The organism is Streptomyces sp. R41, from assembly GCF_041053055.1.
In the GTDB taxonomy this organism is placed as follows: Bacteria; Actinomycetota; Actinomycetes; order Streptomycetales; family Streptomycetaceae; genus Streptomyces.
The window spans coordinates 1,066,615-1,093,286 of record NZ_CP163443.1; the positions used below are offsets into that span (position 1 = coordinate 1,066,615).

Sequence of the window (26,672 nt, forward strand, 5' to 3'; positions counted from 1 at the left end):
GACCGCCCGGCCGGAAGGAGATCCCCATGCCCACCACCCCCTCACCGCAGCAGCCCCGGCCGTTCCCCGAGCTACGAGTCGGAGGCCTGCGCCGTGTCATCAACCGCCTCCCGCACCGACTGCCGGCACTGCTCAGTCGCACTGCCGGTCCGTGCCGGACGGGCGAATCCGACGGACGCGGACAGCGGTACCGCCGCCGGGTAAAGGCGCTGCTGTGGCGCGCAGCGCTCGGCGCGGCGTACGCCATCGGCGCGGTCACGATCGCGGTTCGCTGGGTCGTTGCCTCGCTCTGACAGAGCGTCGGCCGGCATGGGGGGATCAGCCCGCGCCGGCCGACGCTCGCGCTACAGGACGAAGCTCCTGCGCCGCCCCGACCGGTTGGACGGCCCCCGAGGACGACCGCACCCCGGACGCCGACCGCGCCTGGTGGGACCTGAACGCTGTCAGCCTGACGGTCCTGTTCGGTCTGGATGCCGACCGTCACCTCGCCGAATTCATCACCAGCCAGTACGCCGACAAGACCGGAGCCCTCGTCTTCGCCTGGCGGCCGCCGGGGTGCTCAGGTTCAGCGGGGAACGCGATCCCGCCGCGCTGACACGGTTCGTGCGGCTGCGGGTCATCGACCCGGAGGGTGCGTACTGGCGGCGGGGCATTGAGGGCGCGACGCGGTGGCGGCGCGAGACAGGCGCGAGCGAGTTGCGGGTGCCGTACACGTACGTTGCGCCGATGGAGTGGGGCGCGGTGGGTGGTTATCCGCTGGGGCGGTGGATCGCGGGCCAGCGGCGCTACTGTGCGGCCGGGAACTTGGAAGCCGAGCGCGTCGCTGAGCTGGAGGCGTTGGGGATGGTGTGGTCGGCGTGGGAGACCGCGTGGGCCGAAGGCCTCGCCGTGGCCCGCGAATGGGCGGCCGTGCACGGGCACTTCCTGCCGCCCACCACAGCAGTGTGGGACGACGGCTTCCCCATCGGCGTGTGGGCCAAGAACCAGCGCGCAGCCGCCCGCAAGGCGCGTCAGAACGCTGAACCGCGCGAGTACGGGGAAAAACACCGTCACGGGGGCTGGGGAGCTGCCACAGAGCCGGATGGACGCATTGGACGCGGTGGATCCGGCCTGGTGCCCCGTCTGGGGGATCGACTGGCAGCGTGCCTTCCACCTCACACATGCGCACCTGCGGGCCGGCGGGACACTGCCCGTGCGGGCGGGCGAAGTGATCGTGCAGGGCGAAGACCTCGGCGCCTGGACGACCACGCAGCGTGCGGGATGGGACAAACTGACGCCAGCACAGCAGTGGATGCTGGACAGGGTCCTCGGCCTGGCACCGGCGGACGAGGCAGAGCAGCAGCCCGCACGGCGGACACAGGCCGGCCGATGGGCCACCCACCTCGCCGCAGCCCGCCAGTTCCACACCTGCGAGGGGCACTTGCGCGTTGCGAGGAAGCATGTCGAAGAGATGGCAGCCGAAGACGGAGAGATCACGGCGGTTCGGCTTGGGGGATGGCTCGACAACACCCGACGCCGGGCAGACAAGCTCGCGCCGGAACGCCGGGCGGAACTCGATGAGCTCGGCATGCGCTGGTAGGTCGGTTGTTGCCTCCCCGCAGGCGTGTGCGTCGCCCAGATGCTTTGGATTCAGCAGTGAGCCAGCGTGGTGCGGGTCGCGGCAGAGGATGGATTCGTATCGTGATCCGCATGGCATCCCCGGCCGTCGGGGCTCTGGAGATTCCCCGCTCTCCCAGGGCCCCGATGCGTCTGCAGCACGGTTTCCTCTGCCGTGCCGTTCGCCTTGCTCAGGGCCATCAGTACCTGGGGATGCGGTGGGCAGATTGCTGCCCAGCCTGAGCGCTCGTGCGGGCGGCTGCCGAGCACGCATCCGCAGCGAGAAGGGCATCCGCTGGGGCGGACGCCCGCTCAAAGCCGCAGCCTGACCCAACTCAGCGAGCCGATGCGGTCACAGCACCTGGCGGACATCGACAGCGCCGCCCGTGGCATCGACACTCCAGTGCACGCCGTGCTGGACGAGGAACTCCAGGAAGTCGGCGGGTGGGTAGACCTGGGCCGGGGCGAGGACACCAGGCTTGGCGCCGTCGGCAACGAGCCGACGCGCGCTTTCGACCGCGATGACTGCTGTGCTCCCCTGCATGTCGGTGCCCTGGACGATGCCGCGAGCGTACCGGCCGTCCTCGCTGGTCGCCTCGACCACGATGATCCAGCGCGCAGTGCGGCGGCTGTCCACGGGCGGTCCTTCGGGAACGCTGTCGACGAGCGCGGGGGTGATGTCGGCGAATGCGGTCGCCAGTTCCGCACGGACCACACCCTCGACCCTGCGTGCCGCGACGTGGTGGGGAACCGTGACCACCGCCGGAAGAGGGAACTTCACCACCGGCACCGCGTCGGAGCCGTCGGGAAAAGTGAGTGCCGTGCGCCGTGCGGCGATATCGGGATGCCAGCGGCCGTCTTCGTAGCCGAGGCCGCCGCCGGTGAACGTGTCGATGTTCTCCAGCGCCGACCGGAGAGTGCCGCGGGACGGCATCGCGCCACTGCGGACCAGCTCCAGGCCGATGACGAGTTCCCGTACAGGACGGACACGTTCGGCGACGAGGTGAGCGAGCAGGTCGCTGGGCAGGCCGTCGTCGTTGGTGCCCGGGACCACTGTCACCCCGGCCGCCTCGGCCGGCGCGGCGAAGGCGCTGAAGATCCGATCGAGGTGGCGCTGTTCACCAGCGATGTCGACGTAATGACACCCGGCGGCGATGGCGGCCCGCACGACCGCTTCGCCGGACAGAACGAACGGGCCCGCGCAGTTGATGACCGCGGCGCAGTCCTGGAAGGCATGGACGAGTGCGGCGTGGTCCCCGGACGCGGCGCACCGTATTGCGGCGCGGTCGACTGCGGCGAGCCCAGCTCGGGCGGCTGCCTCGCCGAGGCGTTCGACGTTCCGCCCAACCAGCACCGTCTCGATGTCCCGCCGGGCCAACTCAGCGACGACGAGCTTGCCGGTGTAACCACCGGCGCCGTATACCGCGATCCGCATGTCCGATGTCCTTTCGACGACCTCCGAAGGCAGCGTATGGCTCTTGGACGAGACGGTTAATTCGTCAGCGTCTCCTCTGCATACGCAATCCTCTCGGGCACCAAGGATCCGAATACGCTGGCCGAATGGACCTGCTCAGTGACGTGATCGCCGCCATGCGCATGGGGCGGCCGCACTATGCGCGCAGCGAGCGGCGTGCGCCATGGGCGGTACGCCACCGGCCCCTCGCCGGTGCCGGCTTCCACCTCGTCCTGGAGGGCAGGAGCTGGCTGATCCCTCCGGACGGCGAACCGATCGAACTCCAGGCCGGAGACGTTGCCTTCCTCCCCCACGGCAGTGCCCACTCCGTGGCCGGTGATCCCGCCGTGCAGGTGGCCGACCTCCCCTCCTCGCCGCTCGCCGGTCCCCTCCAAGACGATCACCCCGACGGCACCGGGGCGGGGTCCCGGACCGTGATGCTCTGCGGCGCCTACCTCATGGACCGGGCCCGGCCCCACCCACTACTACGGGAGTTCCCGGAGCTCGTTCACCTTCCAGCCCGCCTCGGACACCACTCGTCACTGCGCGGAGCCACCGAACTCCTCGCGACCGAACTGGCAGAGCCCCGTCTCGGCAGTGACGCCCTGCTGCCCGCACTGCTCGACACCCTGTTGCTGTACGTCATGCGGGCCTGGCTCGATGAGCGGCCCCGGCACGATGCAACCACCGGCTGGACCGCAGCCCTGCACGACCCGGCCATCCACGCCGCACTCCAAGGCATTCACGGCGCCCCGCATCGGCCGTGGACGGTGGAAGAGCTGGGAGCACTGGCCGGGCTGTCCCGAGCGGCATTCGCACGGCGGTTCACCACCTTGGTGGGTCAGCCACCACTGTCGTACCTGACCTGGTGGCGCATGACCACCGCAGCCCGGCTCCTCCGCAACTCCGATGCTCCGCTGAAGACCGTGGCCAGCCGGATCGGATACACATCCGAGTTCGCGTTCAGCACGGCCTTCAAGCGGGAGCACGGCGTGACCCCCGGCGCCTACCGCCGCCAGACGACATCCACAGATCCTGATACCACGGACGCCGACCGCCGCGTCACCGGATCCGGCGAACGTATGCGGTCAGAGCACTAGGGGGCGGTGTTGGCGCAAATGGCGAAGAGATCCATCGTAATAGGGACGTCGTCGCCGTTGTAGATGCGCACGTGCCAGGCGGTACCATTCGTATTTGGTGCGGATGTTGTGACACTTAGCAACCCGAGTTGTGCCGTCGTGGGCGAAATATCATATCCTCCGCCCAGCACATGCTTCGTGCCCGGGCAGGGAACTTGAATGTCACTCAGGCTGGATCCGGGTTGCGTCTGTGTGCTGGTGACCACCTGGTAACCGCTGACCGGCCGAGGTGGCGGCTGTGCCTGGGCGTCAGTCGCCCACGTGAAGACCGTCAGCATGGCGCCCGCCAGTGCCACGGCGACTTTCCTCCGCTTCATGCTCAGCGCTCCCATCATGTGTTCGAAGGTGGCCCCACATAACTACTGCCTCGGTAACGACGCGCAGTTCGCCACGTCATATCGTCAGAAGAACACTCATTGGGAGCACTTCGAGGCATCGCGCGGGTGCCGGGTCGGTGGCGAGAGGTCGGCTTCAGTGCTCCGCGACGGCGGAAAGTATGAGGTCACGTGCGTGGTGACCTCACCCACGCACGGGCATGGACCACGACGAGACCCGCATTCGCGCGTGGGCTACCACGCCTGGGCGGGGTCCAGGGGCGCGCCGTAGCGCCCCTCGTACCACCAGCCTCGATCGTGTCCCGCGAAGTGGTGTAGTCAGTCGAGCTCGTTTGGTTCCGCTTGGGCAGGGATCTGCCGTTGCGGGGTCGGCTTGTCGCTGAAGAGCTCGGCCATGGAGCCTGGAGAGGTAGCGGAGGTCGAAGACCTGCCACTCGTCATGGAGTTCGGCCAGGACCGTGGCGGCGAGCCGGTCCAGGGCGGCGGGGTTGGGGAAGACCTGGACGACGTCGGCCCGCCGTTTGATCTCCCGGTTCAGCCGCTCCAGCGGGTTCGTCGACCAGATCTTCTTCCAGTGCGCCGGCGGGAAGTCCGCGAACGCCATGATGTCTCCGGCCGCCTCCAGCAGCATGGTCCTGACCGGAGGAAACTGCCGTCCGAGCATGTCGGCCACGACGTCCAGCTGGCTGCGGACCTGCTCGGCGGTGGTCTGCGCGAAGATGGTGCGGATGGTCGCGGCAACCATCTCCGCCGAGCTCTTTTCGATCACGGCAAAGACGTCGCGGACGAAGTGGACCCGGCACCTTTGCCAGGCCGAGCCGAGGAATACGGTGCGGATCGCAGCCACCAGCCCGCTGTGGCTGTCGGAGATCACCAGCTGGACGTTCTCCAGGCCGCGGGCCCGTAAGGAACGCAGGAACTTGGTCCAGAACCGCTTCGACTCGCTGTCGCCGATCACCAGCCCGAGGATCTCGCGGTGGCCGCTGGCGGAGATGCCGGTGGCGATGACCACGGCCTGCGAGACGATCCGGTGATTCACGCGGACCTTGTGAAGCGGTCCTGACAGCCGGTGGCCCGCCGCGCGGGTGGAGAGCTCGACCAGGTACCAGCACACCAGCAGGCACGGGACGATCAGCATGACGGTGCGCGCGGTGTGACGGGCCTGGGTGATGGTCAGTTCATGCTGGAAGCTGGGCGCGAGCTCGGCCACGGTGCCGAACTGGCGGATGACCTGGCGGGCGGCGTCCCGGCCGGGTTTCGGCATCGGGCGACAGGTCCCGCGCGGTATCCAGGAGCCCTGCGCGCGGTTCGTCCACCATCTGGGTCTTGAGCCGGGCCCGGGCCGTGCAGGTTGGCCGTCAGGTCCGCGAGGTGGGCTTCGATGGGCCGTCGGCAGGGATCTCGGGCGCCTTCACGTGGCGTGTCCGGGGGCCGGTGCGGGTTCCAGTACCGAGCCGATCGCTGCGGTGAACTCCCGCCAGTGGGTCCGCTCGGTGGCCAGGCTGCGCCGTCCGGCGTCAGTGAGCCATAGCAGCGCCGACGGCGTTCGCCCACCGACTCCCAGGCGCTGCTCAGCAGCCCGATCCGCTCAAGCCGGTTGAGGGTGGCTCCTGGACCGCGGCGATGATCGCGTAGCCGTGCAGGGGGCCGGATTCCAGTACGGACAGCAGCAGTCCGTCCAGGTGGCCGCGAACTGCGTCAGGCTGACTGGCCAAGTACCGCCACGGCCACCGCCCGGGCATAAGGGTTGATGACGCCCTCGTCATCCCCGCCTGCAGCGTCCTCGAGCAGCTCCACGAGCGGGCCGCGAAGCTGGGCGATGTCGACCGGGTTCCCATTGCGGAGTGACTCAACAGCACGGAGCAGCAGTTCGGAAGCCTGATCCGACTCGGGCGAACTCAAGGCTGACCTCCGTTGGCGAGAGGGCGGGGCATGACGAACCCGTATGGTCTCAGAGCCACCGCGCCGAGGTCAGACCTTAAAAATCAAGCTCAGGTTCCTTTTGAGCTGCGGAGAGCGGGCCTGCTTGCCGCCAGCGGGCGTACCACCGGGCAGCGGCGGGAGATCCCAGCCTCGGCGACCGCTGATCTCTGACAAGCGCGCCGTCGCGGGCCCCCAAGCCCTCCTGACCGCCTCTGCCGCGCCGGTCGCGCCTTCGGCCACCGCAGTCTGCAAAGCACTCACCTCAAGCGGACAGGGCCGTGACTTCTGCTTCCCCATGAGGTTAGGATCCCCCGCCGACCTGCGGGAAGTCCGAACAGGGGGCTTCCGGAGGTGTGGGGTGGACAGGACAGCGCAGTCGCCGGGCGGGCTGGCCCGATGGACCTGCGGCGTGCTCGCCGCGTACGCGTTGTTGACTGCGGCGGTCGGGGTGGCGGCGTGGCACAAGTACCAGGTGTTGCTGGCACCGCCACTGCCACCCCAGCCGGACGGCAGCGAGGCACTACCGCTGCTGAACGCCGACATGTGGTTCGGAAATCTGAGGGGCTGGTGGAACGGCGCCACCATTGCGACCGCGCTGTTCTTCATCCTCTGGATGGCCCGCATGCGCGACCTCGCGGAGCTGGTCTGGCCCGAGGGCCAGCGCCGCCACCGTGCCTGGCTGTTCTTCGGCTGGGTGGTTCCAGTGGCCGACCTGTTCATACCCAAGATGGTCGTCAACGACCTGTGGGCCGCCGCCCAGCCGGCGCCGCGGCGTGATCGCGGCCATCCCCTGCTCACCCTCTGGTGGCTCTCCGTCCTCGTCGCCGGCGCCACGGGCGAAGACACCCTCTCCGCGCTGAAGCACGCACACACAACCGGAGAGACCCTCCAGGCACTGCAGCAGGTCATGCTCAGCGACGTCCTCTACATCTGCGCCGCCGCGCTCTCCATCGCGGTCGTCTGGCGGCTCAGCGGCCTGCTGAAGCGCGCCGTGCAGGCGGCCCCGGCGTAGCAAGGCCGCCTCCGTCGGGCCGACACCGACCACAGAGCGTCGGCCTCAAGCATCACCTGGGACCAGACAGCCCTTGGGGCGGCCTTGAGGCCTTCCACCGGCGTACAACCTTTCGCCGACCTGGGAAGTCTGGAGACAGGCGCGGGGGCGGCTGACAGGTGACGGCAGATCCCTCCCAGGCCTGCCGCCCCTTGCAACCACCTCAATGGCACTGATGCCCACAGGCATCCCAGCATGCACTGGAGAAAAACCGCATGCACAAGCGCATACGCCGCGCTCTGGCGGCCAGCACCGCAGCCGCTCTCACCGGCGGCCTGCTGACGGCTGCCGCGAGCCCGGCCGCCGCCGACCCCGCCGCCAAGAACGACTTCAACGGAGACGGCAGAAGCGACGTCGCCGTCTCGGCCGGAGACGCATACGTGGCCGGGCACAAAGGGGCGGGCCAGATCGTCGTGCTCTACGGCGGTCTGACGCCCGACCGCCACAAGACGGTCAGCCAGAACACCAGCGGGGTTCCCGGCACCGCGGAAGCCTCGGACGGCTTCGGCTGGGGGAGCGCCATCGGCGACTTCAACCACGACGGCTACAGCGATCTCGCGGTCTCCGCCCCGTACGAGGACGTCGGCTCCGACGTCGACGGCGGCACGGTCGCCATCATGTGGGGTTCCTCGAGCGGCCTGTCCGGCGGCACCACCATCTCCGACCCCGCACCGAGCAGCCACGACAAGTGGGGCCGTGCGCTGGCGGCCGGTGACTTCGACGGCGACGGCAAGGACGACCTGGCCATCGGCTCCACCTCAAGCACCGTCTACGTCTACAAGGCCGGCATCAGCAAGAGCGGTACAGCCGGAGGTCGTTACACCGTCAAGGCGCCCGTCCAGTCCGGCGGCTCGGCCGGCCCGCTCAATCTCACTGCGGGAGACGTGAACAACGACGGCCGCCACGACCTGATCGTCAACGGCTACGAGGCCACCGGCACCAGCCACTGGAACACCAACTACTTCATCCCCGGCTCCGCCACCGGTCTGCGCGTCTCCTCCGCCGTCAAACTCCAGGGCGGCATCACATCCGCCATCGGCGATGTCAACGGCGACACCTACGGGGACATTGTCATCGGCGTCAGCTGGGACGGTACGAGCGGCGTCCCCGGGGCGGTCAAGGGCGGCAGGGTCCACGTCATCTACGGATCCGCCACCGGCCCGTCCAGCACCACGGCGTCGATCAGCCAGGACTCCGGTGCCGTCCCCGACTCGTCGGAAGCCGGCGACGGCTTCGGCTACGAACTGTCGCTCGGCGACGTCAACAGCGACGGATACCAGGATCTGGCCGTCAGCGCAGTCGGTGAAGACACTCCAAACGGCATGAAGGACGCCGGCGCCGTGACCATCCTGTACGGCTCCGCCGGCGGCCTGGACACCACCAACAACGTCCAGTTCTTCCACCAGGACACCCCGGGCTTCCCCGGAGCCGCGGAGGGCGGCGACCAGCTCGGCTCGGATGTCCAGCTCGCGAACACAGACGGTTACGGCGGCGCCGACATGGTCATCGGCGCCATGGGCGAGAACGGCAACGGGACCATCGTTTCCATGGAGAACAGCCTGGCCAGCCCCACATTCTCCGCCTACCGTGCCTCCGTCATCGACCCCTCCGAGGTCGGCGTCTCCACCACCGGCAACCCCTACTTCGGCGCCAACTTCGGCAACTGACGAGCAGTCGCGGGCCGGCGAGAAGCCGGCCCGCTCCCCCGCTGCTTGTACACGCTTCGCACTGTCGTGGGCGCTCCGTCCACAGAGGCGTTGATAGGCGCCGCTGCTCTGCTTGACGCACAGAGGGCCTCAATCCCATGCACTCTTGAGGACGCCGCTGCCGTAGGTTCGCCCGCTATCCAAGCGCTCATCAGCGCGTGGCTCGCGAACATGCTTGCGGCTCCCTTGGTCGCACGCTCCGAAGGCGCAGTAGTTCCCCCGGGCCTGGTTCAGGCTCAGGGAGCCGTTCGGGCCGCCTCGGACGACATCGGCGTCATGGTCGTCCTGCCCGTCGTCCTCCCAGAAGCAGACATCACAGATCTCGAAGCCTCCACGCTCGCGCAGGGTGAGATACCCACAGCACGGGCACTGATATGGCCCGGCTTCCGGGGCGCCAGCGATGTTCATGAAGGGTTCGAGCATGACCGCATTCTGGCTGATCAGGCGACGATGCGAAGGTTCAGAACGATTGTGACCATGACAGCGCGTCCTCCCCACCCGCCTCCTGGAGTCGGGCTTCACCTTCGCGTTCCCGTCGATCGAGGGGGCGTTGCGGGCGGCCGTGGGCTGACAGACGCACGCCGGGCCGCCCATGCCCTCTGACAGAGCGTCGGCCGGCGTGGGGGGACCAGCCCGCGCCGGCCGACGCTCGCGCTACAGGACGAAGCTTCAGACGCGTCTTTAGTCGGAGCACAGGATCAGATGAAGGCCGTGTTCACGTCCCCGGAATCCCCGCACGGGCGGTCATGTTCGGGGCATCGTTCGAGGCCAGACCACAAGAACAAGCTGAGCTCACACCTCATTCATGACACTCCCGAAGCCCTTTCTTGACCCATTTACCCTATTCGCCCTTTTGAAGTGCTTTTGCGTCTGTTAAGTGTTCGCAGCGAAACAGTTCGTCAGCTGACAAAAGGAAGCGAGGGGCCCTCGAGTGGTGTGGCGAGAATGGGTTAAGAAAGGGCCGCAGAGATTGGCCACCGTCTCCGCGCTGGTGGCCGCGACGCTGGTCGGACTTCCGTCCGCAGCGCCGTCCGCGGCCGTGCCCGTGCAGGAGGCTGCTGCGATGGGTGCGTATGTGGTTGTGCTTCATGACTCGGCGCGGGGACAGCTCGACGCGATCGTGAAAGAACACCGCGCGCGCTATGGGGAGGTGACGGGGTTCGTTTACCGGCATGCCCTGGTCGGCTATTCGGCCCGGATCCCGAACTCCCAGGTGTCGCGCCTGCAGAACGACCCCAGAGTGGAGATGGTGGCGCCTGACAGGCCTGTCCACGCCACCCAGCAGAGACTGTCGATCGGCGTGGACCGCGTGGACGGCGACGTGAGCAGCACGCGGTCCGGGAACGGGTCCGGGTCGGTGGATGCCGGTGTGGCGATCCTTGACAGTGGGATTGACCTCGACCACCCCGATCTGAACGTGGCCGGCGGGGTCAACTGCGTGAATCGCGGCAAGCCCCCTCAGGACGACCAAGGACATGGCACCGGCGTCGCCGGCATCGTCGGAGCCAAAGACAACGACGCGGATACGGTGGGCGTCGCGCCCGGCGCCCGGCTCTATGCGGTCAAGGTGCTCAACACCCGCCTGGCCGGGAATGACTCCAGGATTGTGTGCGGGCTCGACTGGGTGGCCCAGCACGCCCAGGGCAGCAACATCAACGTGGTGAACATGAGCCTCGCGGGAATCAGTCCCGACGACGGAAACTGCGGGCGCACCAAGCGCGATGTGCTGCACCTGGCGGTCTGCAAGGTCAACGAGGCCGGGGTAACGGTCGTGGTCGCGGCCGGCAACGACAGCACCGACTTCGCCAACACCTCCCCGGCCAACTACAACGAAGTCCTCACCGTCACCGCCATGCAGGATGCCGACGGCCAGCCCGGCGGCCTCGGCACGATCGCGCCCGGATGCCAGACAACGGTTCCGTACGACGACGCGGCGACAGACTTCTCCAACTTCACCACCATCGGCTCCGCCGATGCCGCCCACACCATCGCCGCCCCGGGCCTGTGCCTGCGGACCACCGCCCTCATCGACGGCCCCGGCGGGGGCAACGTGATCTGGTTCGGCGGAACCTCGTTCTCCTCGCCCCACGTGGCCGGCACCGCCGCCCTCTGCATCACCACGAGCTGCGCCGGAATGACCCCCGCCCAGGTCATCGCCAAGCTCCGTGCCGACGCCGCAGCCCAACCCGCCAGCTACGGCTTCACCGGCGACCCCCACACTCCAATCGACAACCGCTACTACGGCTACCTCGACTACGCAGGAAAGTACTGACCTGGGCAACCGCCCGGCTGGGTCACCCAGTGGCTCCAGGTATCGGTGTCCACGGCACTGTGCTCTCGCAGGCGCAGGTGGTGCAGTGCCGTCGACTTGCCTGTGCCGGACATCCCCGTGATCAATGGCGGGCACCTCCGTGTAGGTCCCGGACACGCCCTTCCAAAGGCTGCCCCAGCGCCCCTGATTGCGACCGGCCGTGGTTCTCGCCCAATGCCCGCCTCGGTCGCCCGGCGGGCTTCCCGCCGAACATTGCGATGCAGCAGACTCACCTCTGGCGGCCTTGGTCCTGACAATGTGAACGCGCGCTCTGGACAGCACCCAGGATCACGCCACGGCCGCCACCACGTCCCCTGAATCCCCAGGTGAGTGATCAAGTTCGAGACGCCGTTCGAGGACCGGAAGAAAAAGATCAACGGCGTGCGATCGCGTCCCGCGGTGGTCACCCGACCGCGTCGTCCTGTCGGCGTAGTTCGCCGCCCGCCAGAACGACACCGGCGGCCGAGGCAGACATCAGGCCCGCGATGGCGAGCATCATGCGCTGCTGGCTTTCGATGACGGCCTCGTACTGGCTCCGCGAAAGCTCCACCTTGACTCGGGGCGAGGTGGATTGGTCGTAGGAGAAGTACCGGCCGCCCTCGGCCGTGGGCGACTCCAAGGCCCCTTCCCCGCCCGCCGCGTTGATGATGATCATCGCGACGCCCAAGGCGATCAGCAGCCCGGGCACCGCCTTCACCCGGCCGGGCAGACGCAGGAAAACGGACCACCTCGACCGCGCGTTCGATCCGGTCCCGGCCATGGGCACGACGGCGGTCCCCAGGACCAGAAAAGCCAGCAGGATCACTGGCACCGCCCACCCTGTGCCGTCGACCGGCGACGGCCCCGGTAGCCAGGTGAGCGCGACAAACGACAGCACGACGGCGCTCAGCCCCGCCGCGAACCCGCTGTGCAGCGTGAAAGTCCTTCTCATGACCCGGAGCCTCGCACTTGCACCGCTCCGGGTCATTGCCCTATCCCGCAAAAAACAGCGCGGTACGCAACGTTCCTCGCCGGACTGTTGGCAGCGCATAGCTACGCTGCCCGGTGCTGATCCTCAGGCCACCGCGCGGCCGGGCCGCCCCTGGGCGTGCCGGCGGGGCCGATCGTAGTTCACGTGGCCCGCCCACGGGACGATCTGGTGGACCGAACTCATACAGATGATCTTTCCCGCCGAACGGGAAACCTCCTCCACCACGCCGCGCCGGATGAACTCCTTGGCGGCCTCCCGCGCGCACAGGAACTGGCCGGTCAGGTTGACTTCAATGACCTTGCGCCACTGGGCGAGCGTCATCTCCGTCACGGCTGCGTCCCGCTGGAGGCCCGCGTTGGCCACCATGATGTCGATGGTGCCGAACTCCTCGACCATCCGCCCGACCATGGCCACCACTTGGTCCTCGTCGGACACGTCAGCCTCATGGGCGTAGGCGCGGACCCCGAAGCCCTCGATCTCCTTCACAACGTTCTCTGCCTCATGCGCACCGACGACGTAGTTCACCACGACGTCCGCTCCGGCCCGGCCCAGGGCAACGGCGGTCGCCAGGCCGATGCCCGAGTTGGCGCCGGTCACCAACGCCTTCTGGCCCTTGAGGAGCTGCGCGGACATCGTCCCGCGGTTCTCGACTTTTGCTGCCACCACAATCTTTCCTTGGGTGTTTCGGACGGCATGCCCTCTGAAACGGGCGACGCGCGTGAGGAAGGCCGGGATTCGGCGGGCCCGCCAGGACAGACACAGGAGCCGTCGCACACCCGCCCCCCAGACGAAAGCACCCCCCGGCGCGGGTGAACCCGACCGGCACGCGCTGCCGCCGATTTCGGCGGGGCCGGTCACACGATCAGGCTACGAGCCGCCCGGGCCCCTTCCCTGGCCGGCGTCCTGCGGGCCCGCCGAGGGACATGGGATGAAGCTATGAACGATATCGCCCCAATCACTTTCAGGACGGCGTGAGTGCTCGTTGGGCCGGTGCAACCGTTCCCGCTCCATTTAATTATCGGCACCCTAAGAGCGGCCATTTTCAAAATGGGTGACCGAGTGGTGGTCGATTTCAATCGAGACTCCTTCTGCAATGCGCGAAATATGGAATGCCGGAGGCTTACGCAGCCTGGGTATCGGCGATAAAGAGGCTGCCATATTCGTTGCGGCAACAGTGGTGGATGTGAAGGAAGTTGTGGATCGCTGCGCTTCGTCGGCGTGTGCTTCTCAGAGTCAAGCTCTGGAACTGATTGAATCGTAGGCATGACGAAGAGAGACGTCGCGGAGCTGTTCGGTAACCGTTTCCTGACCCTGCCTGCCCCGTCGGAGAAATTCCCTGATGAGGGGATGCCGGCGACGGATGCCATGAGGCTGCTGGATGAGGACCTCGTCATGGAAGGCGACCCTCAGCGCAATCTCGCCACGTTTGTCACCACCTGGATGGAGCCGGAGGCGCAACGCGTCATCGCCGAGAACCTCCACCGCAACTTCATCGACCACGCGGAGTACCCCATCTCCGCCGAGATCGAGCAGCGCTGCGTGCGCATGCTCGCCGACCTCTTCCACGCACCGGGCAAGACCACGGGATGCCGGACCCAGGGTTCGTCCGAGGCGATCATGCTCGGTGCGCTGTCGCTGAAGTGGAAGTGGCGGGAACGCCGCCAGGCGACCGGCCTGTCGGTCGACCGGCCCAACCTTGTTTTCGGCGGTGACGTCCACGTCGTGTGGGAGAAGTTCTGCCGCTACTTCGACGTCGAGCCGCGGATCGTGCCGCTTGCCGAGGACAAGTACACGATCGGCCCGGAGGACGTGCAACCCCACCTCGACGAGAACACGATCGGTGTCGTCGCCGTGGTCGGCACCACTTTCACCGGTCACATGGATGATGTTGTCGGGATCAACAAGCTCCTGCGAGATATCCGTAAGGAGCGGGACCTCGACATCCCGATTCATGTCGACGGTGCCAGCGGCGGTTTCGTGTGGCCCTTCCTCTACCCGGATTCGAAATGGGACTTCCGGCTCGAGCAGGTCCGCTCCATCAATGTCTCGGGCCACAAATACGGCCTGGTCTACCCCGGCGTCGGCTGGCTGGTCTTCCGTGAGGAGTCCGACCTGGCCGAGGACCTCGTGTTCTACGAGAACTACCTCGGAAAGACCGACGCGACCTTCACGCTGAACTTCTCGACCGGCTCGGCGATGGTGCTCGCGCAGTACTACAACTTCGTGAGGCTGGGCCGCGAGGGCTACACCTACGTCATGGAGACGATGCAGAAGAACGCCCGTGCGTTGGCGGACAACCTCCGTAACAGCGGTCGCTTCGAGGTGATTGGCAGCGACCTCGAGCAGCTGCCGCTGGTCGCCTTCCGCCTCGCCGGCAAGCACGCCTATGACGAGTCCGACATCGCCTGGCAGCTCTCGGCCGAGCGCGGCTGGATGGTGCCGGCGTACACGCTCCCGCCGAATGCCGAGCGGGTGAAGATCCTGCGCGCCCTGGTCAAGGAGACCCTGAGTCGTGAGCAGATCGAGCGTCTGACTCAGGACATCGCTGACGCGTGCAGCACCTTGGACCACAAGGGTGCGACCACCGAGGTCGAGCGGGCTCAGGTCCACCGCAGCACCGGCTTCTGACGCAGCAACCGGCACCTTCAGGAAGAGCCACAGAGCTGGCCTCTCCTGGTCGGCACAACGTTGCTGGGCTGGATCCCACCGAGTTCGAGCGTTCCGTCGTAGAGACGCATGGTCGCTGAGGAGCAGCCGGCGCTCGGTAGTCCTGCTGGCCCTGTAGATGGCCCTCGTCGGCGTTCTGGCCCTCAGCGCCATCTGGTCGACCGCTCGCCTGGTCGTCGACCTCGTCCACGGCGGAACGGAGACCAGCTCCGCCGTGAGCTCAGTCCCTCGTCTCTCTGCTGATCCTCGGACTCCTCGTCGCCCGGGCGGTCAACGTGCTTGCCTGGCAACGGCGCGGACGGGCCGGGTCACCCGGACGGCTTTGCGGCGGTGCGTGCCGTACGCAGGTGCAGTGGAGTGGACCTCGACGTAACCGCCTCATGCCCACGGTCGGTCTGGGTACGGGCGTGCTCGGCGGATGTCCTCAAGGCACCCTCATCGGCGTCGAGTCGGGCACAACTGGTTCCAAGATCCCCCTGTAGGCGGGCGCAGGACTTGTGGACGCGCTTGAAATCCCACGTCGCCGAGCGGTGGAAGGAGGACGACCGTCATGACCGACGAGGACATCCTCCTGGGCATCGCCCTGACCGTCGCCCTCGCCACGGGCTCGCAGATCCTGGCGAACAAGCTGCGTGTCCCCGCGCTGATCATCCTGTTGCCGGTCGGCTTCACGGCGGGCGCCCTGACCGACATCATTCACCCCGAGCGGCTCATCGGTCCGGACTTTTCCGCACTGGTCTCGCTGTCCGTAGCCGTGATCCTCTACGACGCGGGCCTCGGGCTGAACCTGCGCAACCTGACCGGCCGTACCCGCGGAATCGTCACGCGCCTGCTGATCATCGGCATCCTGGTCACCTTCTTCGCCGTGGGGGGTATCGGGCCGGCTCTGTTCGACATCCCGCTGCGGGGGGCCGCGATGATCGGCATGATCCTCGTCGTGTCCGGTCCCACAGTGGTCGGACCCCTGCTGGAATATGTCCGGCCGACGGACAAACTGCGGCGCATCCTGATCTGGGAAGGAACGCTGACCGACCCGATCGGCGGCATCCTCGGAGCCGTCACCTTCCACGCCGTCGCGACTTCTCACCGGATCGACATCGGCCGGGGCTACCAGATCGGGCAGTTCCTCATCAGCATGGGCGTGGGCCTCGCGGGCGGCGCGGTGGGTACAGCCATCCTCTGGCTGACGCTGCACAAGCTGCGACTCGGCGAGACACTCGGCACCCTCGCCCAGTTGGCGACGGTGATCCTCGTTTCCGCGATCTGCGACATCGTCCGCGACGACACCGGACTCATCGCCGCGATCGTCACTGGACTGGCCATCGCCAACCTCCCGGGGATGGACATGCCGGCTCGTCGGCCCTTCCTCGAAACACTCGTACAGATGATCATCGGCCTGCTGTTCATCTCCATCTCCTCCGCGGTCACCCCTGCGTCCGTTGTTCCCGTCCTCGTTCCCTCGCTCATCCTGATCGCCGTGCTCGTCCTCCTGATCCGGCCGCTGATCGCATTCGCCTCGTCCAGGGGGTCCGATTTGACGGTGGGCGAATGGGGCTTCATCGGGTGGATGGCGCCGCGCGGCATCGTCGCGGCGTCAACCGCGTCCGCCTTCTCCGCCACCCTCGTGGCGAAGGGACTGCCCGGCGCGTCCAAGATCCTTCCGATCACCTTTCTCGTGATCGTGGGGACAGTCCTGCTCTACGCCCTGACCGCTGCGCCCGTGGCCCGGAAGCTGGGCGTCGTCCGATCGGCGCGGACGCGGCCTCTCCTGGTGGGCGGAGCCCCCTGGGTGATCGGCCTGGGGAAGGCTCTGAAGACTGCCGGGCTCGACGTCCTGATGTGGGCTGGGCTCGACGAGGAACGCAAGCGAATCACCACAGCCGGAATCGAACTCGCTCACGGAGAGATGCTGGCGAGCGCGACCAACCCCCGAGCCCGCCTGGAGGGCGTATCGGCGGTGTTCCTGCTCACCGACGACGACGATTTCAACGCCCTCGCCTCCGTGGTTATCAAGGACAATGTGCAGGGGCCCGTCTACCGGGTCGGGCCACCGCGGGACAGCCACGGCGTGGTCGCCCCCTACACCGGCGGCGACATCCTCTTCGGCCGCGCGCTCGTCCGGCACCGCCTGGCGGCTCGCTATGAGCAGGGCGCCCGCTTCCACGTGCAGCCCGGATCCGAGCCGATCCCTTCGGGCTACGACATCTTGTTCGTGGTCCGGGCCGACGGCCAGCTGGCCCCGGTCACCGGGGCGCAGACGATCACACCTAAGCCAGGCGACACCGCCGTACTGATGGGCTCCCCATGACCTCGTGGGCCGCACGCTTCCGACTACGGCAGTACGCCAAGGCGAGTCTGTGGATCGTCCCCCTGTTCGGGCTCGTGCTCGGTGTCGCCCTCGCCGAAGCGGCCTCCGCCGTGGACGGGGCCTCCTGGCTGCCGAAAACCTGGGACTACTCCGCGTCGACCGCGAGCGGCGTCCTCAGCTCCGTCGTCGGCGCCATGATCGCGCTGCTCGGCTTCGTCGTCACCATCGGGGTCCTCGTCATCCAGCAGGCCACCGGCGCCCTCTCACCCCGCTACATGCGGCTCTGGTACCGCGACCGGTTACAAAAGGCCGTGCTGGCCACCTTCACCGGCACCTTCGCGTTCGCCTACACCCTGCTGCGGAGCATCGAGACCAACTCAGTGCCCAACCTCGGTGTGACCCTGGCCGGTATCGCCGTGTCCGTGAGCCTCCTGCTCCTGCTGATCTACCTCAACCGCTTCACCCACAACCTGCGGCCCGTGGCCATCGCCGACATCGTGGGACGCCAGGGCGAACAGGTCCTCGACCGTATGGCGGCACATGTACGGAGCACCGCGGCGCACGCCAGGGTGCCACTGGCGGACGGCCCGGTGACCCGCATCCGGTCAGAACGCGGCGGTGTCATCCAGGCATTCGACGCACCCGGCATGGTCTCGCTCGCGGCGCGGCACGAATGCGTGCTCGTGCTGGCCGCCTCTGTCGGAGACTTCGTGCCACCCAGCGGCACCATCGTCGAGATCCACGGCGGTACGTCCTCCCCTGCCCCGCGCCACGTGACCGAGCTCCTCGCCCTCGGTCCGGAGCGGACGATCGAGCAGGACCCGGCCTTCGCCCTGCGCATCCTGGTCGACATCGCCATCCGCGCCCTCTCGCCCGCGGTCAACGACCCCACCACAGCCATCCAGGTGCTGAACCACATCGAGGCGTTCCTGCACGCCATCGGACGTGCCGGAACCCGCAGTCAGTACGTGCTCGCCGACGACCGTGGCAGCCCACGCGTCGTGCTGCCCGGCCGGCCCTGGGAGAGCTACCTGGAACTCGCCGTCACCGAGATCCGCGACTACGGTGCAACCTCCGTCCAGGTCTGCCGACGGCTCCGGGCCCTCCTCGAAGGTCTCCTCTCAACAATGCCGGAGGAGTGCAGGCCCGCGCTCCGTGCCGAACTCGCCCTCCTCGACAACGCGGTCGAAAGAGAGTTCGGCGACGCCCCTCGCCGCACCGACGCACGCACGGCCGACCCCCAGGGCATCGGGGGGCGCCGCCGCCCCGACGCCTCACCGCCCGGCCAGCCCGGCCCGTAGGACATCTACAAGGCATCCCCCCCAACCGGCCGCCAACCGAGGTGCCGGAGACAGACCCCCTTACGCCCGTGCCCCTGCCGGATGCATAGCAGCGGGTCGTGAGAGGCGTACTGCGGCGATGCGGTCGCCGACTCGCAGGGCGTTAGCCGTGACGGTCAACAACGGGTTCACCGCACCAATGCTCGGGACGAAGCTGATGTCGGCAACATAGAGCCCTGAGGGCGGGATCCCGCGGTGTCCGCCTGCTGCCGCAGGCGCGCCTACCGGGCATCGAAAGCTGCCCTGCTCTGCGGGCGGCCGGCAGGGTTCGGCCGCCCGGACCCTGCGGCCCATGCTCCGACTCAGTCACGCTGCCGCTGCCGGTTAATGGCCTCGTCCAGGGTCGATGCCGCCATGATGAGCGACAGGTGTGTGAACGCCTGCGGGAAGTTGCCGAGTTGCTCGCCACTTGGGCCGATCTCCTCAGCGAACAGGCCGACATGGTTGGCGTAGGTGTGCATCTTCTCGAAGGTGTACCGGGCCGGACGGAGCCGTCCGGCCCGGGCCAGGGCGTCGACGTAGAGATAGGTGCAGAGGCTGAAGGTGCCCTCCGAGCCGCGCAGACCGTCCGGGGAGGCGGCCGGGTCGTACCGGTACACAAGACTGTCCGATACGAGCTTGCGCTCCATGGCGTCCAGTGTGGACAGCCAGCCAGGGCTCTTCGCGGGGAGAAACCCAACACGCGGGATCAGCATGAGGGAGGCGTCCAGGACGTCCCCTCCGTAGTGCTGCACCAGGGCGCGCTCGGACTGGCTCCAGCCCTTGTCCATCACCTGTTCGAGAATGCTGTCACGGGCGTTGCGCCAGCGCAGAATGTCGGCCGGCCGGCTCAGTTCGGTCGCCAGGCGGAGGCCCCGGTCGAAGGCAACCCAGCACATCACCCGGCTGAACGTGAAGTCGTTGCGACCCCCGCGCGTCTCCCAGACCCCCTCGTCCGGACGATCCCAGTTGTCGGAAAGCCAGTCCAGGGTCCGGGCGAGCCCCTTCCAGCCGTGGTATCCCAGCTCCTCGCTGACATCCATGCCCTCGGCCATGGCGTAGAGGGCCTCGCCGTAGATGTCGAGCTGCAGCTGGTCGGCAGCCGCATTCCCGGCGCGAACCGGGTACGAGCCGCGGTAGCCCTCCCAGTGGTCGAGGATCTCCTCGCTCAGGTGCGGGTCCCCGTCGACCCGATACATGATCTGTAGGCGTTCACCGGGCAGATCCTCCCTGTCGCGCATCCGCTCACCCAGCCACTTGGTGAACGCCGACGCCTCCTCGGCGAACCCGAGGTCGAGCAGGGCCCTCACCGACAGCGCCCCGTCCCTCACCCACGAATACCGGTAGTCCCAGTTACGCTCACCGCCGACCTGCTCCGGAAGACCCATGGTGGCGGCGGCGACCGGCGCACCGGTCGGGTGGTAGGTCAGGAGCTTGAGCGTGATGGCAGAGCGGTTCACCATTTCAGCCCAGCGACCCCCGTAGTGGGAGGTGTGCAGCCACTTCTGCCAGAAGTCCACCTCACGCCACAAACTCGAAGTCACGCTCTCGACCGTGAGCGGAGGCGGCGCCTCACCGTCCACGTCGCACGTCGTGAACACGGCGACGGCCGACTCACCGACTCCGAGAGTGACCGCCCCCTTCACGTCCTGGCCATCCCGTACCAACGGAAAGCTGGCCTGCAGATGACCCGCGATACCGGGGCTTCGGAACACTGCTCCCTGCGGCCGCAGGTCGAGCTCGTGGTCGGCCCGGCCGTAGTCGAACCGCGGCCTGCACTCCAGAACGAATCGCACGGTGCCGCGCACCACGCGAATCACCCGCATCAGGCTGTGGCGGTCGCTGGGGACCCGCTTGGTGTTCGCCGGCATCCAGTCGACGACCTCGCCGACGCCCTCCGGCGACATGAACCTCGTGACCAGCACGCCGGTGTCCGGGTAGTAGAGCTGTTTGCACGTTACGTTCGAGTGCTCCGGTGCAAGCCGGAAATATCCGCCGCGGTCGTGATCGAGCAGCGAGGCGAAGACACTCGGCGAGTCGAACCGCGGCGAGCAGAACCAGTTCACGACGCCCTCAGAGGACACCAGGGCGGCGGTCTGCAGGTCGCCCACCAGACCGTGGTTGGCGATGGGTGGATAGCGGTCCATGAGTGTCCAATCCGGGAAGTGTCGGCGCAATCCACTATCTGACAGGCCATATGCGGCCGCCTCCCGGAACCTCGGACGGCCCAATCGGACCGAAGCCGCAGCTCGAACGGAGGCAAACATCACGCCCCTGATGCCAACCACGGCCAGCGGGGCGACGACACCCAGCCGACAGGGACGGGAACGCCATGCCTCACATGACCGCCTTCGCCAAACCAGTGGTTCTTGGTACAAGCGGTCAGTTCGCCAGAGCGGCTGGACGTACAGCCTCCGGTCCGAAGCGCCGACGGGCGCGGTCTGCGGCGGCTTCAGCCGCGCGGGCACGGGCATCGCTGGGGTCCAAAGAGAGCTGGCGATAGGCCCTGCCAGTTGGCAGCAGGTTGTCTGCGCGGATCACGAAGGCGCGTACTCTCGCTCGCTGCAATCCGAGACCGGCCAGCAGGCTCAGCACAGCCGCGGCGAGGGCGGGCGAGTGGTTGGTGGGTTCCGGCAGGGTGCGGGTACGTGTGGTGGAGCTGCGGTCGGCGTACCGCACCGTGAGGGTGAGTCGGCTGGCAATCTGGCTCTCGCCTCGCAGGCGTTGGCCGATCTGGTCGGCAAGTCCCAGAACTGCGCGGTGGTGCTGTGCGGGGTCGAGGCAGTCCCGCTCCAGCACGCGGTCGGCGATCAGATGCGCTGCCGGTTCTGCGGGGACGACCGGACGAGGGTCGTGGCCGCGGGCGCGCTCGGCCAACAGCCGCGCCTGGCCGACGCCGAGGAGCCGCTGCAAGGCCACCGAAGGCAGGTCGGTGATCTGGCCGATGGTGTGCAGGCCGTATCTGTGAAGCGTTTCCGCCACGGTGCGCCCGACTCCGGGCAGCGCGGTGACGGGCCGCGGGTACAGCCAGTCGGCCACGTGATTGGCAGGGACCCAGGTGGTCTCGCCCGGCGCGGACGCGTCGGCCGCCATGGCCGCCAGCATGCGATTGCCCGCAAGCCCTGCGCTGCTGTCGATGCCATAGAGAGCCTTCAACCTGAGCTTCCCCAGTTGCACGACGTGGTAGGCGGACAGATCGAAGTATCTGAGTGCCGAAGTCAGGTCGAGCTGGACGGCGTTGGGCGGGACAGCTTGGACGTGAGGAGTAATACCAGACATCAGTTCGATCACGTCGTCGAGCTGGTCCTCGGTCAGCCCAGCGTGCAGATGGAGGTGGGCGATGTGCCGCTGACGTGTGCTCATCCCGCGCTCCCGGGGCTTCGGTGGCCGAACTTCTTCAGGTCGGCGGAACGGGTGCCGGCGGGCTGGAGGTCGGCGTACGGATGCAGCCGTGCGCCCGCGGTGCCGTCGACCAGGGTGCGCTGCGGCGGGGCGGGGGTCGGGTGCGGGCGGCTCTCACCGAGGAGAGCGAGCGCGGCCTCGGGGCCGTTGTCCCGGCGGGCGGCGGCAATCTCGTCCAGGTCCCAGGCCATGGAGCCGACGACAGTACGGCGGGTGCCGCGCACCTGGACCGTGCCGCGCACCAGCAGCAGCCCGCTGTGGAAGACGGTGTGCGCGCAGGCCGGGTGGGAGTCCTCGAAAAAAGCCAGGTCGACCAGCCCGGACCCGTCCTCCAGCGTGACGAAGATGATCCGCTTGCCGCTCGCGATCGGCGGCGTCTGAGTCGAGGCCCGCACACCCGCCACGAGCACCTGCTGCCCCGCACGCATCCCGGCCAGATGCGCCGCATCGGTGGCGCCGATCTCGCGCAGCAGCCGGTGATGGTGCTCCATCAGATGCTTGGAGACATCGATGCCAAGGTGCTCAGCTCGGCGCTCAGCGCTTCCCGCCCGGTCATCTCCGGCAGCCCGCTCGGCTCCGCCCCGCCGACGGCGCCCGCGGCGATGGGCAGTTGCCCCTCGTGCGCTGACCTGGTCCGGGACTGCCGGTGCAACTCCGTGATCTGGAGCAGCAGATCACGCCGAGTGAGCCGGCCGTCGTGCAGGCAGTTCAGGGCGCCAATCTCCGCCAGGCGCTCGGCGACCGGCCTGCTGGGACGGGCCCGCTGCCGGAAGTCCGACAGCGATCCGTACGGCTGACTCTCCTCGATCCGCGCGCACTCGTCCTCGCTGATGCCGTGCACCGCGGACAACGCCAACCGCACGCCCCACTGCTCCCCGTCGGCCTTCTCCACGGTGTGCCGCACCCGGGAGCGGTTGATGTCGACGGGCAGGACCTGTACACCACCCCGGCGGGCGTCGGCGACGAGCACGCGCTTGGGCCACATCCCGGGGTCGTGTTCGAGCAGGCCCGCCAACAGGAACGCCGGGTAGTGCGCTTTGAGCCAGGCGCTCTGGAGAGCCGGTACGGCGAAGGCGACCGCGTGCGCGCGGCAGAAGCCGTACGCGCCGAAGGCCTCGACGGTCTTCCAGACCTCGTCCCGCACGGCCGCGCTGTAGCTACGCGCGCGTGCCCGCTCATGGAACCAGTCCTTGATCCGGGGCAGTCGCTCCTTGTCACCGAGCGCCCGCCGGGTGATCTCCGCGAAGGCACGGTCGCAGCCGGTTATCACTGACAGGGTCTCGATGATCTGCTCGTGCCAGATGGTCACGCCGTAGGTGTCGGCGAGGACCGGCTCCAGATCCGGATGGGCATACGACGGCCTGCCGCCATGGCGGGCAGCGAAGTACCGCTCGGGCATGCCGCCCGCGACCGGACCGGGCCGGAAGAGACTGATGTCGGCGATGACGTCCTGCGGATCGCGTGGCTGTTCGACGTACTGGAGGTCGCCGGGGCGGTACTTGTGGCCCGGCCGTACCGCGAGCGCCGCGCGGTGCTCGAGGACCTCTTCGCCCGCGATGTGCTCACCGCCCCGTTCACCTTGTGCCCCGCCACCACGGACCGGGCGACCGCTGTGGACTGGTTGGACCCGGCCTGGGGCACAGTCGGCATCGAGGGCGTCGTGGTGAAGGGGACCGAACAGGCCTACGCCATGGGCAAGCGCGGCTGGGTGAAGGTGCGCGCCCGTACGACGACCGAAGCGGTGGTCGGCGGGGTCACCGGGTCGGCGACGTCGCCGGGCACTCTTTTGCTGGCCCGGTATGACGCGTCCGGACATCTCCGGTTGATCGCCCGCACCACCCCGCTCGCCACCGCCGTACGGCGGGAACTCGGCGCGCAGTTGCCCCTGGGCGGGCCCGAACACCCTTGGCGCGGGCGCCGCTTCAGCGCAGGCTGGGGCACCCGCGGCGAGCTGGAGTACCACCCCGTGCACCCCGAGGTCGTGGTGGAGGTCCTCGCGGACACCGCGGTCGACGACGGCCGCTACCGTCACCCGGTGCAGTTTCTCCGAGTACGCGATGACCTCACCCCCGACCAGCTGCCGCTCTTCAGCACCTGACCGTCGGCCCACCGCAGCTCCGGTACGGGTTCAGCCGGCGGCCTCTCCGGCCGCTGCCGCTTCCGGGCCGACGACCTTGCTGAGAATCAGGTCGCGGACGGGCGGCGGCACCACCGCCGGGATCTGCAGGACGTGCCACTGGCAGCCGGGCACCAGGCTGTCGAGCATCACGAACATCTGGCACTGGAACAGCAGCATCAGCGCCGAAAACGCGCCCTTCGATGGCGACCAGCGGCGATCGCGCAGGGTCTCGATGACGGAGAGCCCGGACAGCAACTGCCTGCCGTGCACCCACTGGGTGACGGCCTCGCCCAGCTGCCCGGCATCCAGCTCGCCCTCCACCCGCTCGCACAGGTCGAGGGCCCACTCACGCACCTGCTGCGCCGTACGCCAGCCGGTGGCGAGGTCTTCCAACGACGCCGTGTCGGCCAACGCCCGGAGGAGATCACGGGCGTCACCGTCGGGGAGGAAGGCCAGTGAGCCGTCCTCTGCGAGGACCCTGTCCGCGGCCTCCGGGACATCGTCCTGGGTGGTCTCGACGAGCGAGGCGAAGGGATGGACGGGCATGCCCGGGCTCATGGCGCGCAGCAGGGCTCCGATGTCCTGGACGGGAACGGAGCCGCCGAGCGTCGCGGACACGGCGGTCAGCGTGGCGTCCTGCGGGGTGAACTGCGACGGCTCGGCGTTCTGGTCCAAGTCCACGATTTCGGCGGGCAGTTCACCGAGGATGCGGGCGATGCGCTCGTCGATGCGGCGTGCCCGGGCCGGGACCAGGGTGACGGTCTGGCCGCTGTCGGCGAGGGCGTTGGACAGCTGGTTGAGACGCTCGTCCAGCTCGAGGTCGTCGGAGGAAGGTTCGTCCTCGCCAGGAAGAGCGACGGCGTCCACGGCGGCGCGGAAGGCGGCACGGACCGTCGCTTCGGGTACCGGCACGCCCTCGGCGAACAGCAGCAGCGCCAGATCTGCTGGCCGCTTGCCCCGGCCAGCGAGGCGGGCGAGAGCGACGACCAGGTCGAAGCCCTCTGGCGTCGGCGTGGACGTGCTGCCCCAGCCCCGGCCGAGGCCGCCGCCGGGGATGTTCCCCGGCAGGAGTCCGGCCCGCCGCCAGACGGCGAGCTGCTTGACGGTGATGGTGAAACCGTGACGCGCCGCGTGCTCGATGAGCTGCTGGTCGGCGACGCTGGGCGGCTTGTGGGAGGCCATGGCGCGACGCTAGCGGAGCGCATCGGGTGCGCGCGGCTTTGGAGACCCCCCACCTTCGTCCAGTCATTGGCTGCTCGCGCTGCAGTGCGCACTGCGCGCCGACGGCCACGGACAGGTACACCTGCCGGGCGGACTCCTGCGCGGAATGCGCCTCGGTGGTCACGCCATGCCCTGGCAGGAACTGGAACACGCTGGCTGGCTGCGCTACCTGCCGGCGGGCATGAACAAGGGGCAGGGAGGCGTGGAAGCACAACTGCTCGATGCGGCGACCCTCGCGCCAGCGCCCGGCCGGACGGGCCGGGCACGAGCCGCGCACTGGGCACTGCACCCAACCCCCATGGCCGTTACCCGAACCGCACCGCCAGCGATACAGCTGACCGCTCTCGTGCTCGCCGCGCACACAGAGCCCGACGCCGGATGTGCCGATGCCGAACACCTCACTCGCCTGTGCGGCCTGTCGCAGCCCCAGTTGGACGACCTCTTCGACCAGCTGATCCGTGCGAACGTCCTGGAGACGTGGAACTGCGACGATGACGCAGGTGAAGTCCACTGGAAGCCGCGTCCGGGGCGCCAGCGTGAGTCATGGCTGTGGCCGCCTCGCTGTAACTAGTGCTGGGTTCCTCAAACGGTGTACACATATCGGCGCCGTAGTCGGCGGGTTGGCGGTGCAGGTCTGCCCCAGATCCAGGGGTTGGCAGGGGAGTTGAGCTGGCTGGTTGCAAGGGTGGTGGCGTGTTCGATGTCGTCGCGGTTGGCGAATGAGCGGCCGGCGAGGGTGGCTTTGCGGAAGATGCGCCACCAGCCTTCCTGCAGGTTGAGCCAGCACGCGCCGACGGGGATGAAGGCGTGGTGGATGCGGGGATGGTCTTCGAGCCAAGTCCGGGTGGACAGGCTGTTGTGACTGGACAGGTTGTCGGTGACGATCCAGAGCTCGCCGGTCGGGTTGGCGTCTTCGATCTGTTGCAGGAACTGCTGGTAGAAGACGCTGTTGCGGGAGGAAGCGGCCATGGTGATCTGCTGGCCGTCCCGGACGCGTAAGGCCCCGTAGACCCGGGCTTTCTCGGGTCCGCGGCTGTAGTCGAGTTCCGCTTTCTCGGACGGTCCGCCCATCATGCTCCCAGCCTTTCACAAGGAGCTGCGCACTCGGCGGGAAGTGCGCTAACGCCCGGACGACGCGGTGGGATGGCTGAC

20 protein-coding genes and 7 pseudogenes are annotated in these 26,672 nt (G+C 68.2%); 13 read left to right on the forward strand and 14 right to left on the reverse strand.

Features of this window, described 5'->3' with window-relative positions; genetic code table 11:
- Positions 1–26: 26 nt before the first annotated feature.
- The 3 genes and pseudogenes from AB5J53_RS05280 (at position 27) to AB5J53_RS05290 (ending at position 1,579) form a co-directional block, all read left to right on the forward strand.
- Positions 27–293, forward strand: a complete 267-nt coding sequence (locus AB5J53_RS05280) for a hypothetical protein (protein ID WP_369244459.1) — start codon at positions 27–29, stop codon at positions 291–293.
- A gap of 16 nt (positions 294–309) precedes the next feature.
- A pseudogene (locus tag AB5J53_RS05285) lies at positions 310–954 on the forward strand (helicase associated domain-containing protein); the annotation flags it as partial.
- A 127-nt stretch (positions 955–1,081) separates the two neighbouring features.
- On the forward strand, positions 1,082–1,579 hold the full coding sequence (locus AB5J53_RS05290) for a helicase associated domain-containing protein (protein ID WP_369244460.1): 498 nt from the start codon (positions 1,082–1,084) through the stop codon (positions 1,577–1,579).
- Between the two features lie 369 nt (positions 1,580–1,948).
- On the opposite strand, the gene AB5J53_RS05295 is transcribed toward AB5J53_RS05290, so the two are convergent.
- A complete protein-coding gene (locus AB5J53_RS05295) occupies positions 1,949–3,031 on the reverse strand; it encodes a trans-acting enoyl reductase family protein (RefSeq protein ID WP_369244461.1) in 1,083 nt (360 codons plus the stop codon).
- Between the two features lie 125 nt (positions 3,032–3,156).
- Here AB5J53_RS05295 and AB5J53_RS05300 point away from each other — a divergent pair, with 125 nt between their 5' ends.
- Positions 3,157–4,149: an AraC family transcriptional regulator gene (locus tag AB5J53_RS05300; RefSeq protein WP_369244462.1), complete on the forward strand. Its 993-nt coding sequence runs from the start codon at positions 3,157–3,159 to the stop codon at positions 4,147–4,149.
- Here the strand turns inward: AB5J53_RS05300 and AB5J53_RS05305 are convergent.
- The 4 genes and pseudogenes from AB5J53_RS05305 to AB5J53_RS05320 all read right to left on the reverse strand — a co-directional run bounded on the left by AB5J53_RS05305 (position 4,146) and on the right by AB5J53_RS05320 (position 6,425).
- Positions 4,146–4,523, reverse strand: coding sequence for a hypothetical protein (locus tag AB5J53_RS05305; RefSeq protein WP_369244463.1), 378 nt, complete (start codon positions 4,521–4,523; stop codon positions 4,146–4,148). The two genes, AB5J53_RS05300 and AB5J53_RS05305, sit on opposite strands and share 4 nt — an antisense overlap.
- 318 nt (positions 4,524–4,841) lie before the next feature.
- Positions 4,842–5,571 (reverse strand): annotated as a pseudogene (locus tag AB5J53_RS05310) (IS256 family transposase); the annotation flags it as partial.
- A gap of 363 nt (positions 5,572–5,934) precedes the next feature.
- A pseudogene (locus AB5J53_RS05315) lies at positions 5,935–6,265 on the reverse strand (PadR family transcriptional regulator).
- On the reverse strand, positions 6,222–6,425 hold the full coding sequence (locus AB5J53_RS05320) for a hypothetical protein (protein ID WP_369252949.1): 204 nt from the start codon (positions 6,423–6,425) through the stop codon (positions 6,222–6,224). Before AB5J53_RS05320 ends, AB5J53_RS05315 begins: the two are co-directional and overlap by 44 nt.
- Positions 6,426–6,804: 379 nt before the next feature.
- Here AB5J53_RS05320 and AB5J53_RS05325 point away from each other — a divergent pair, with 379 nt between their 5' ends.
- Positions 6,805–7,458 (forward strand): DUF4328 domain-containing protein, encoded by a 654-nt coding sequence (locus AB5J53_RS05325; protein ID WP_369244464.1) that lies wholly within the window; start codon positions 6,805–6,807, stop codon positions 7,456–7,458.
- 254 nt (positions 7,459–7,712) lie between these two features.
- Entirely contained in the window at positions 7,713–9,164 is a 1,452-nt protein-coding gene (locus AB5J53_RS05330) for an FG-GAP-like repeat-containing protein (RefSeq protein WP_369244465.1), read from the forward strand.
- A 129-nt stretch (positions 9,165–9,293) separates the two neighbouring features.
- Here AB5J53_RS05330 and AB5J53_RS05335 read toward each other — a convergent pair whose 3' ends face one another.
- Positions 9,294–9,626, reverse strand: coding sequence for a CPCC family cysteine-rich protein (locus tag AB5J53_RS05335; protein ID WP_369244466.1), 333 nt, complete (start codon positions 9,624–9,626; stop codon positions 9,294–9,296).
- Between the two features lie 61 nt (positions 9,627–9,687).
- On the opposite strand from AB5J53_RS05335, the pseudogene AB5J53_RS05340 reads away from it, so the two are divergent.
- Positions 9,688–9,774, forward strand: a pseudogene (locus AB5J53_RS05340) (DUF1731 domain-containing protein); the annotation flags it as partial.
- Between the two features lie 399 nt (positions 9,775–10,173).
- Positions 10,174–11,475 carry a S8 family serine peptidase gene (locus tag AB5J53_RS05345; protein WP_369243625.1) on the forward strand — a complete coding sequence of 434 codons (1,302 nt, stop codon included), beginning with the start codon at positions 10,174–10,176 and terminating at the stop codon, positions 11,473–11,475.
- Between the two features lie 442 nt (positions 11,476–11,917).
- On the opposite strand, the gene AB5J53_RS05350 is transcribed toward AB5J53_RS05345, so the two are convergent.
- Positions 11,918–12,445: a hypothetical protein gene (locus AB5J53_RS05350; protein WP_369243626.1), complete on the reverse strand. Its 528-nt coding sequence runs from the start codon at positions 12,443–12,445 to the stop codon at positions 11,918–11,920.
- 174 nt (positions 12,446–12,619) lie between these two features.
- Positions 12,620–13,117: pseudogene (locus tag AB5J53_RS05355) on the reverse strand (SDR family NAD(P)-dependent oxidoreductase); the annotation flags it as partial.
- Between the two features lie 630 nt (positions 13,118–13,747).
- Here AB5J53_RS05355 and AB5J53_RS05360 point away from each other — a divergent pair.
- From AB5J53_RS05360 to AB5J53_RS05370, 3 genes are all read left to right on the forward strand, one after another.
- Positions 13,748–15,112 (forward strand): glutamate decarboxylase, encoded by a 1,365-nt coding sequence (locus AB5J53_RS05360; protein WP_369244467.1) that lies wholly within the window; start codon positions 13,748–13,750, stop codon positions 15,110–15,112.
- Positions 15,113–15,701: 589 nt separating this feature from the next.
- On the forward strand, positions 15,702–17,459 hold the full coding sequence (locus AB5J53_RS05365; RefSeq protein ID WP_369244468.1) for a cation:proton antiporter: 1,758 nt from the start codon (positions 15,702–15,704) through the stop codon (positions 17,457–17,459).
- On the forward strand, positions 17,456–18,760 hold the full coding sequence (locus AB5J53_RS05370) for a DUF2254 domain-containing protein (protein WP_369244469.1): 1,305 nt from the start codon (positions 17,456–17,458) through the stop codon (positions 18,758–18,760). The genes AB5J53_RS05365 and AB5J53_RS05370 overlap by 4 nt, the downstream gene beginning before the upstream one ends.
- A 60-nt stretch (positions 18,761–18,820) precedes the next feature.
- Here the strand turns inward: AB5J53_RS05370 and AB5J53_RS05375 are convergent.
- From AB5J53_RS05375 to AB5J53_RS05390, 4 genes and pseudogenes are all read right to left on the reverse strand, one after another.
- A pseudogene (locus tag AB5J53_RS05375) lies at positions 18,821–18,973 on the reverse strand (hypothetical protein); the annotation flags it as partial.
- A gap of 128 nt (positions 18,974–19,101) precedes the next feature.
- Positions 19,102–20,925, reverse strand: a complete 1,824-nt coding sequence (locus AB5J53_RS05380) for a glycoside hydrolase family 15 protein (RefSeq protein WP_369244470.1) — start codon at positions 20,923–20,925, stop codon at positions 19,102–19,104.
- A gap of 235 nt (positions 20,926–21,160) precedes the next feature.
- Positions 21,161–22,141, reverse strand: a complete 981-nt coding sequence (locus tag AB5J53_RS05385) for an ImpB/MucB/SamB family protein (protein WP_369244471.1) — start codon at positions 22,139–22,141, stop codon at positions 21,161–21,163.
- A pseudogene (locus AB5J53_RS05390) lies at positions 22,138–23,648 on the reverse strand (OB-fold nucleic acid binding domain-containing protein); the annotation flags it as partial. The gene AB5J53_RS05385 and the pseudogene AB5J53_RS05390, both read right to left, overlap by 4 nt.
- Between AB5J53_RS05390 and AB5J53_RS05395 the strand changes: the two are divergent.
- Positions 23,532–24,278, forward strand: a complete 747-nt coding sequence (locus AB5J53_RS05395; protein WP_369252058.1) for an ATP-dependent DNA ligase — start codon at positions 23,532–23,534, stop codon at positions 24,276–24,278. The pseudogene AB5J53_RS05390 and the gene AB5J53_RS05395 overlap by 117 nt on opposite strands.
- A gap of 30 nt (positions 24,279–24,308) precedes the next feature.
- On the opposite strand, the gene AB5J53_RS05400 is transcribed toward AB5J53_RS05395, so the two are convergent.
- Positions 24,309–25,481: a hypothetical protein gene (locus AB5J53_RS05400; protein WP_369244472.1), complete on the reverse strand. Its 1,173-nt coding sequence runs from the start codon at positions 25,479–25,481 to the stop codon at positions 24,309–24,311.
- Positions 25,482–25,647: 166 nt separating this feature from the next.
- Here AB5J53_RS05400 and AB5J53_RS05405 point away from each other — a divergent pair, with 166 nt between their 5' ends.
- A complete protein-coding gene (locus AB5J53_RS05405; protein WP_369244473.1) occupies positions 25,648–26,091 on the forward strand; it encodes a hypothetical protein in 444 nt (147 codons plus the stop codon).
- Between the two features lie 11 nt (positions 26,092–26,102).
- On the opposite strand, the gene AB5J53_RS05410 is transcribed toward AB5J53_RS05405, so the two are convergent.
- On the reverse strand, positions 26,103–26,594 hold the full coding sequence (locus tag AB5J53_RS05410; protein ID WP_369244474.1) for a transposase: 492 nt from the start codon (positions 26,592–26,594) through the stop codon (positions 26,103–26,105).
- Positions 26,595–26,672: the final 78 nt, after the last annotated feature.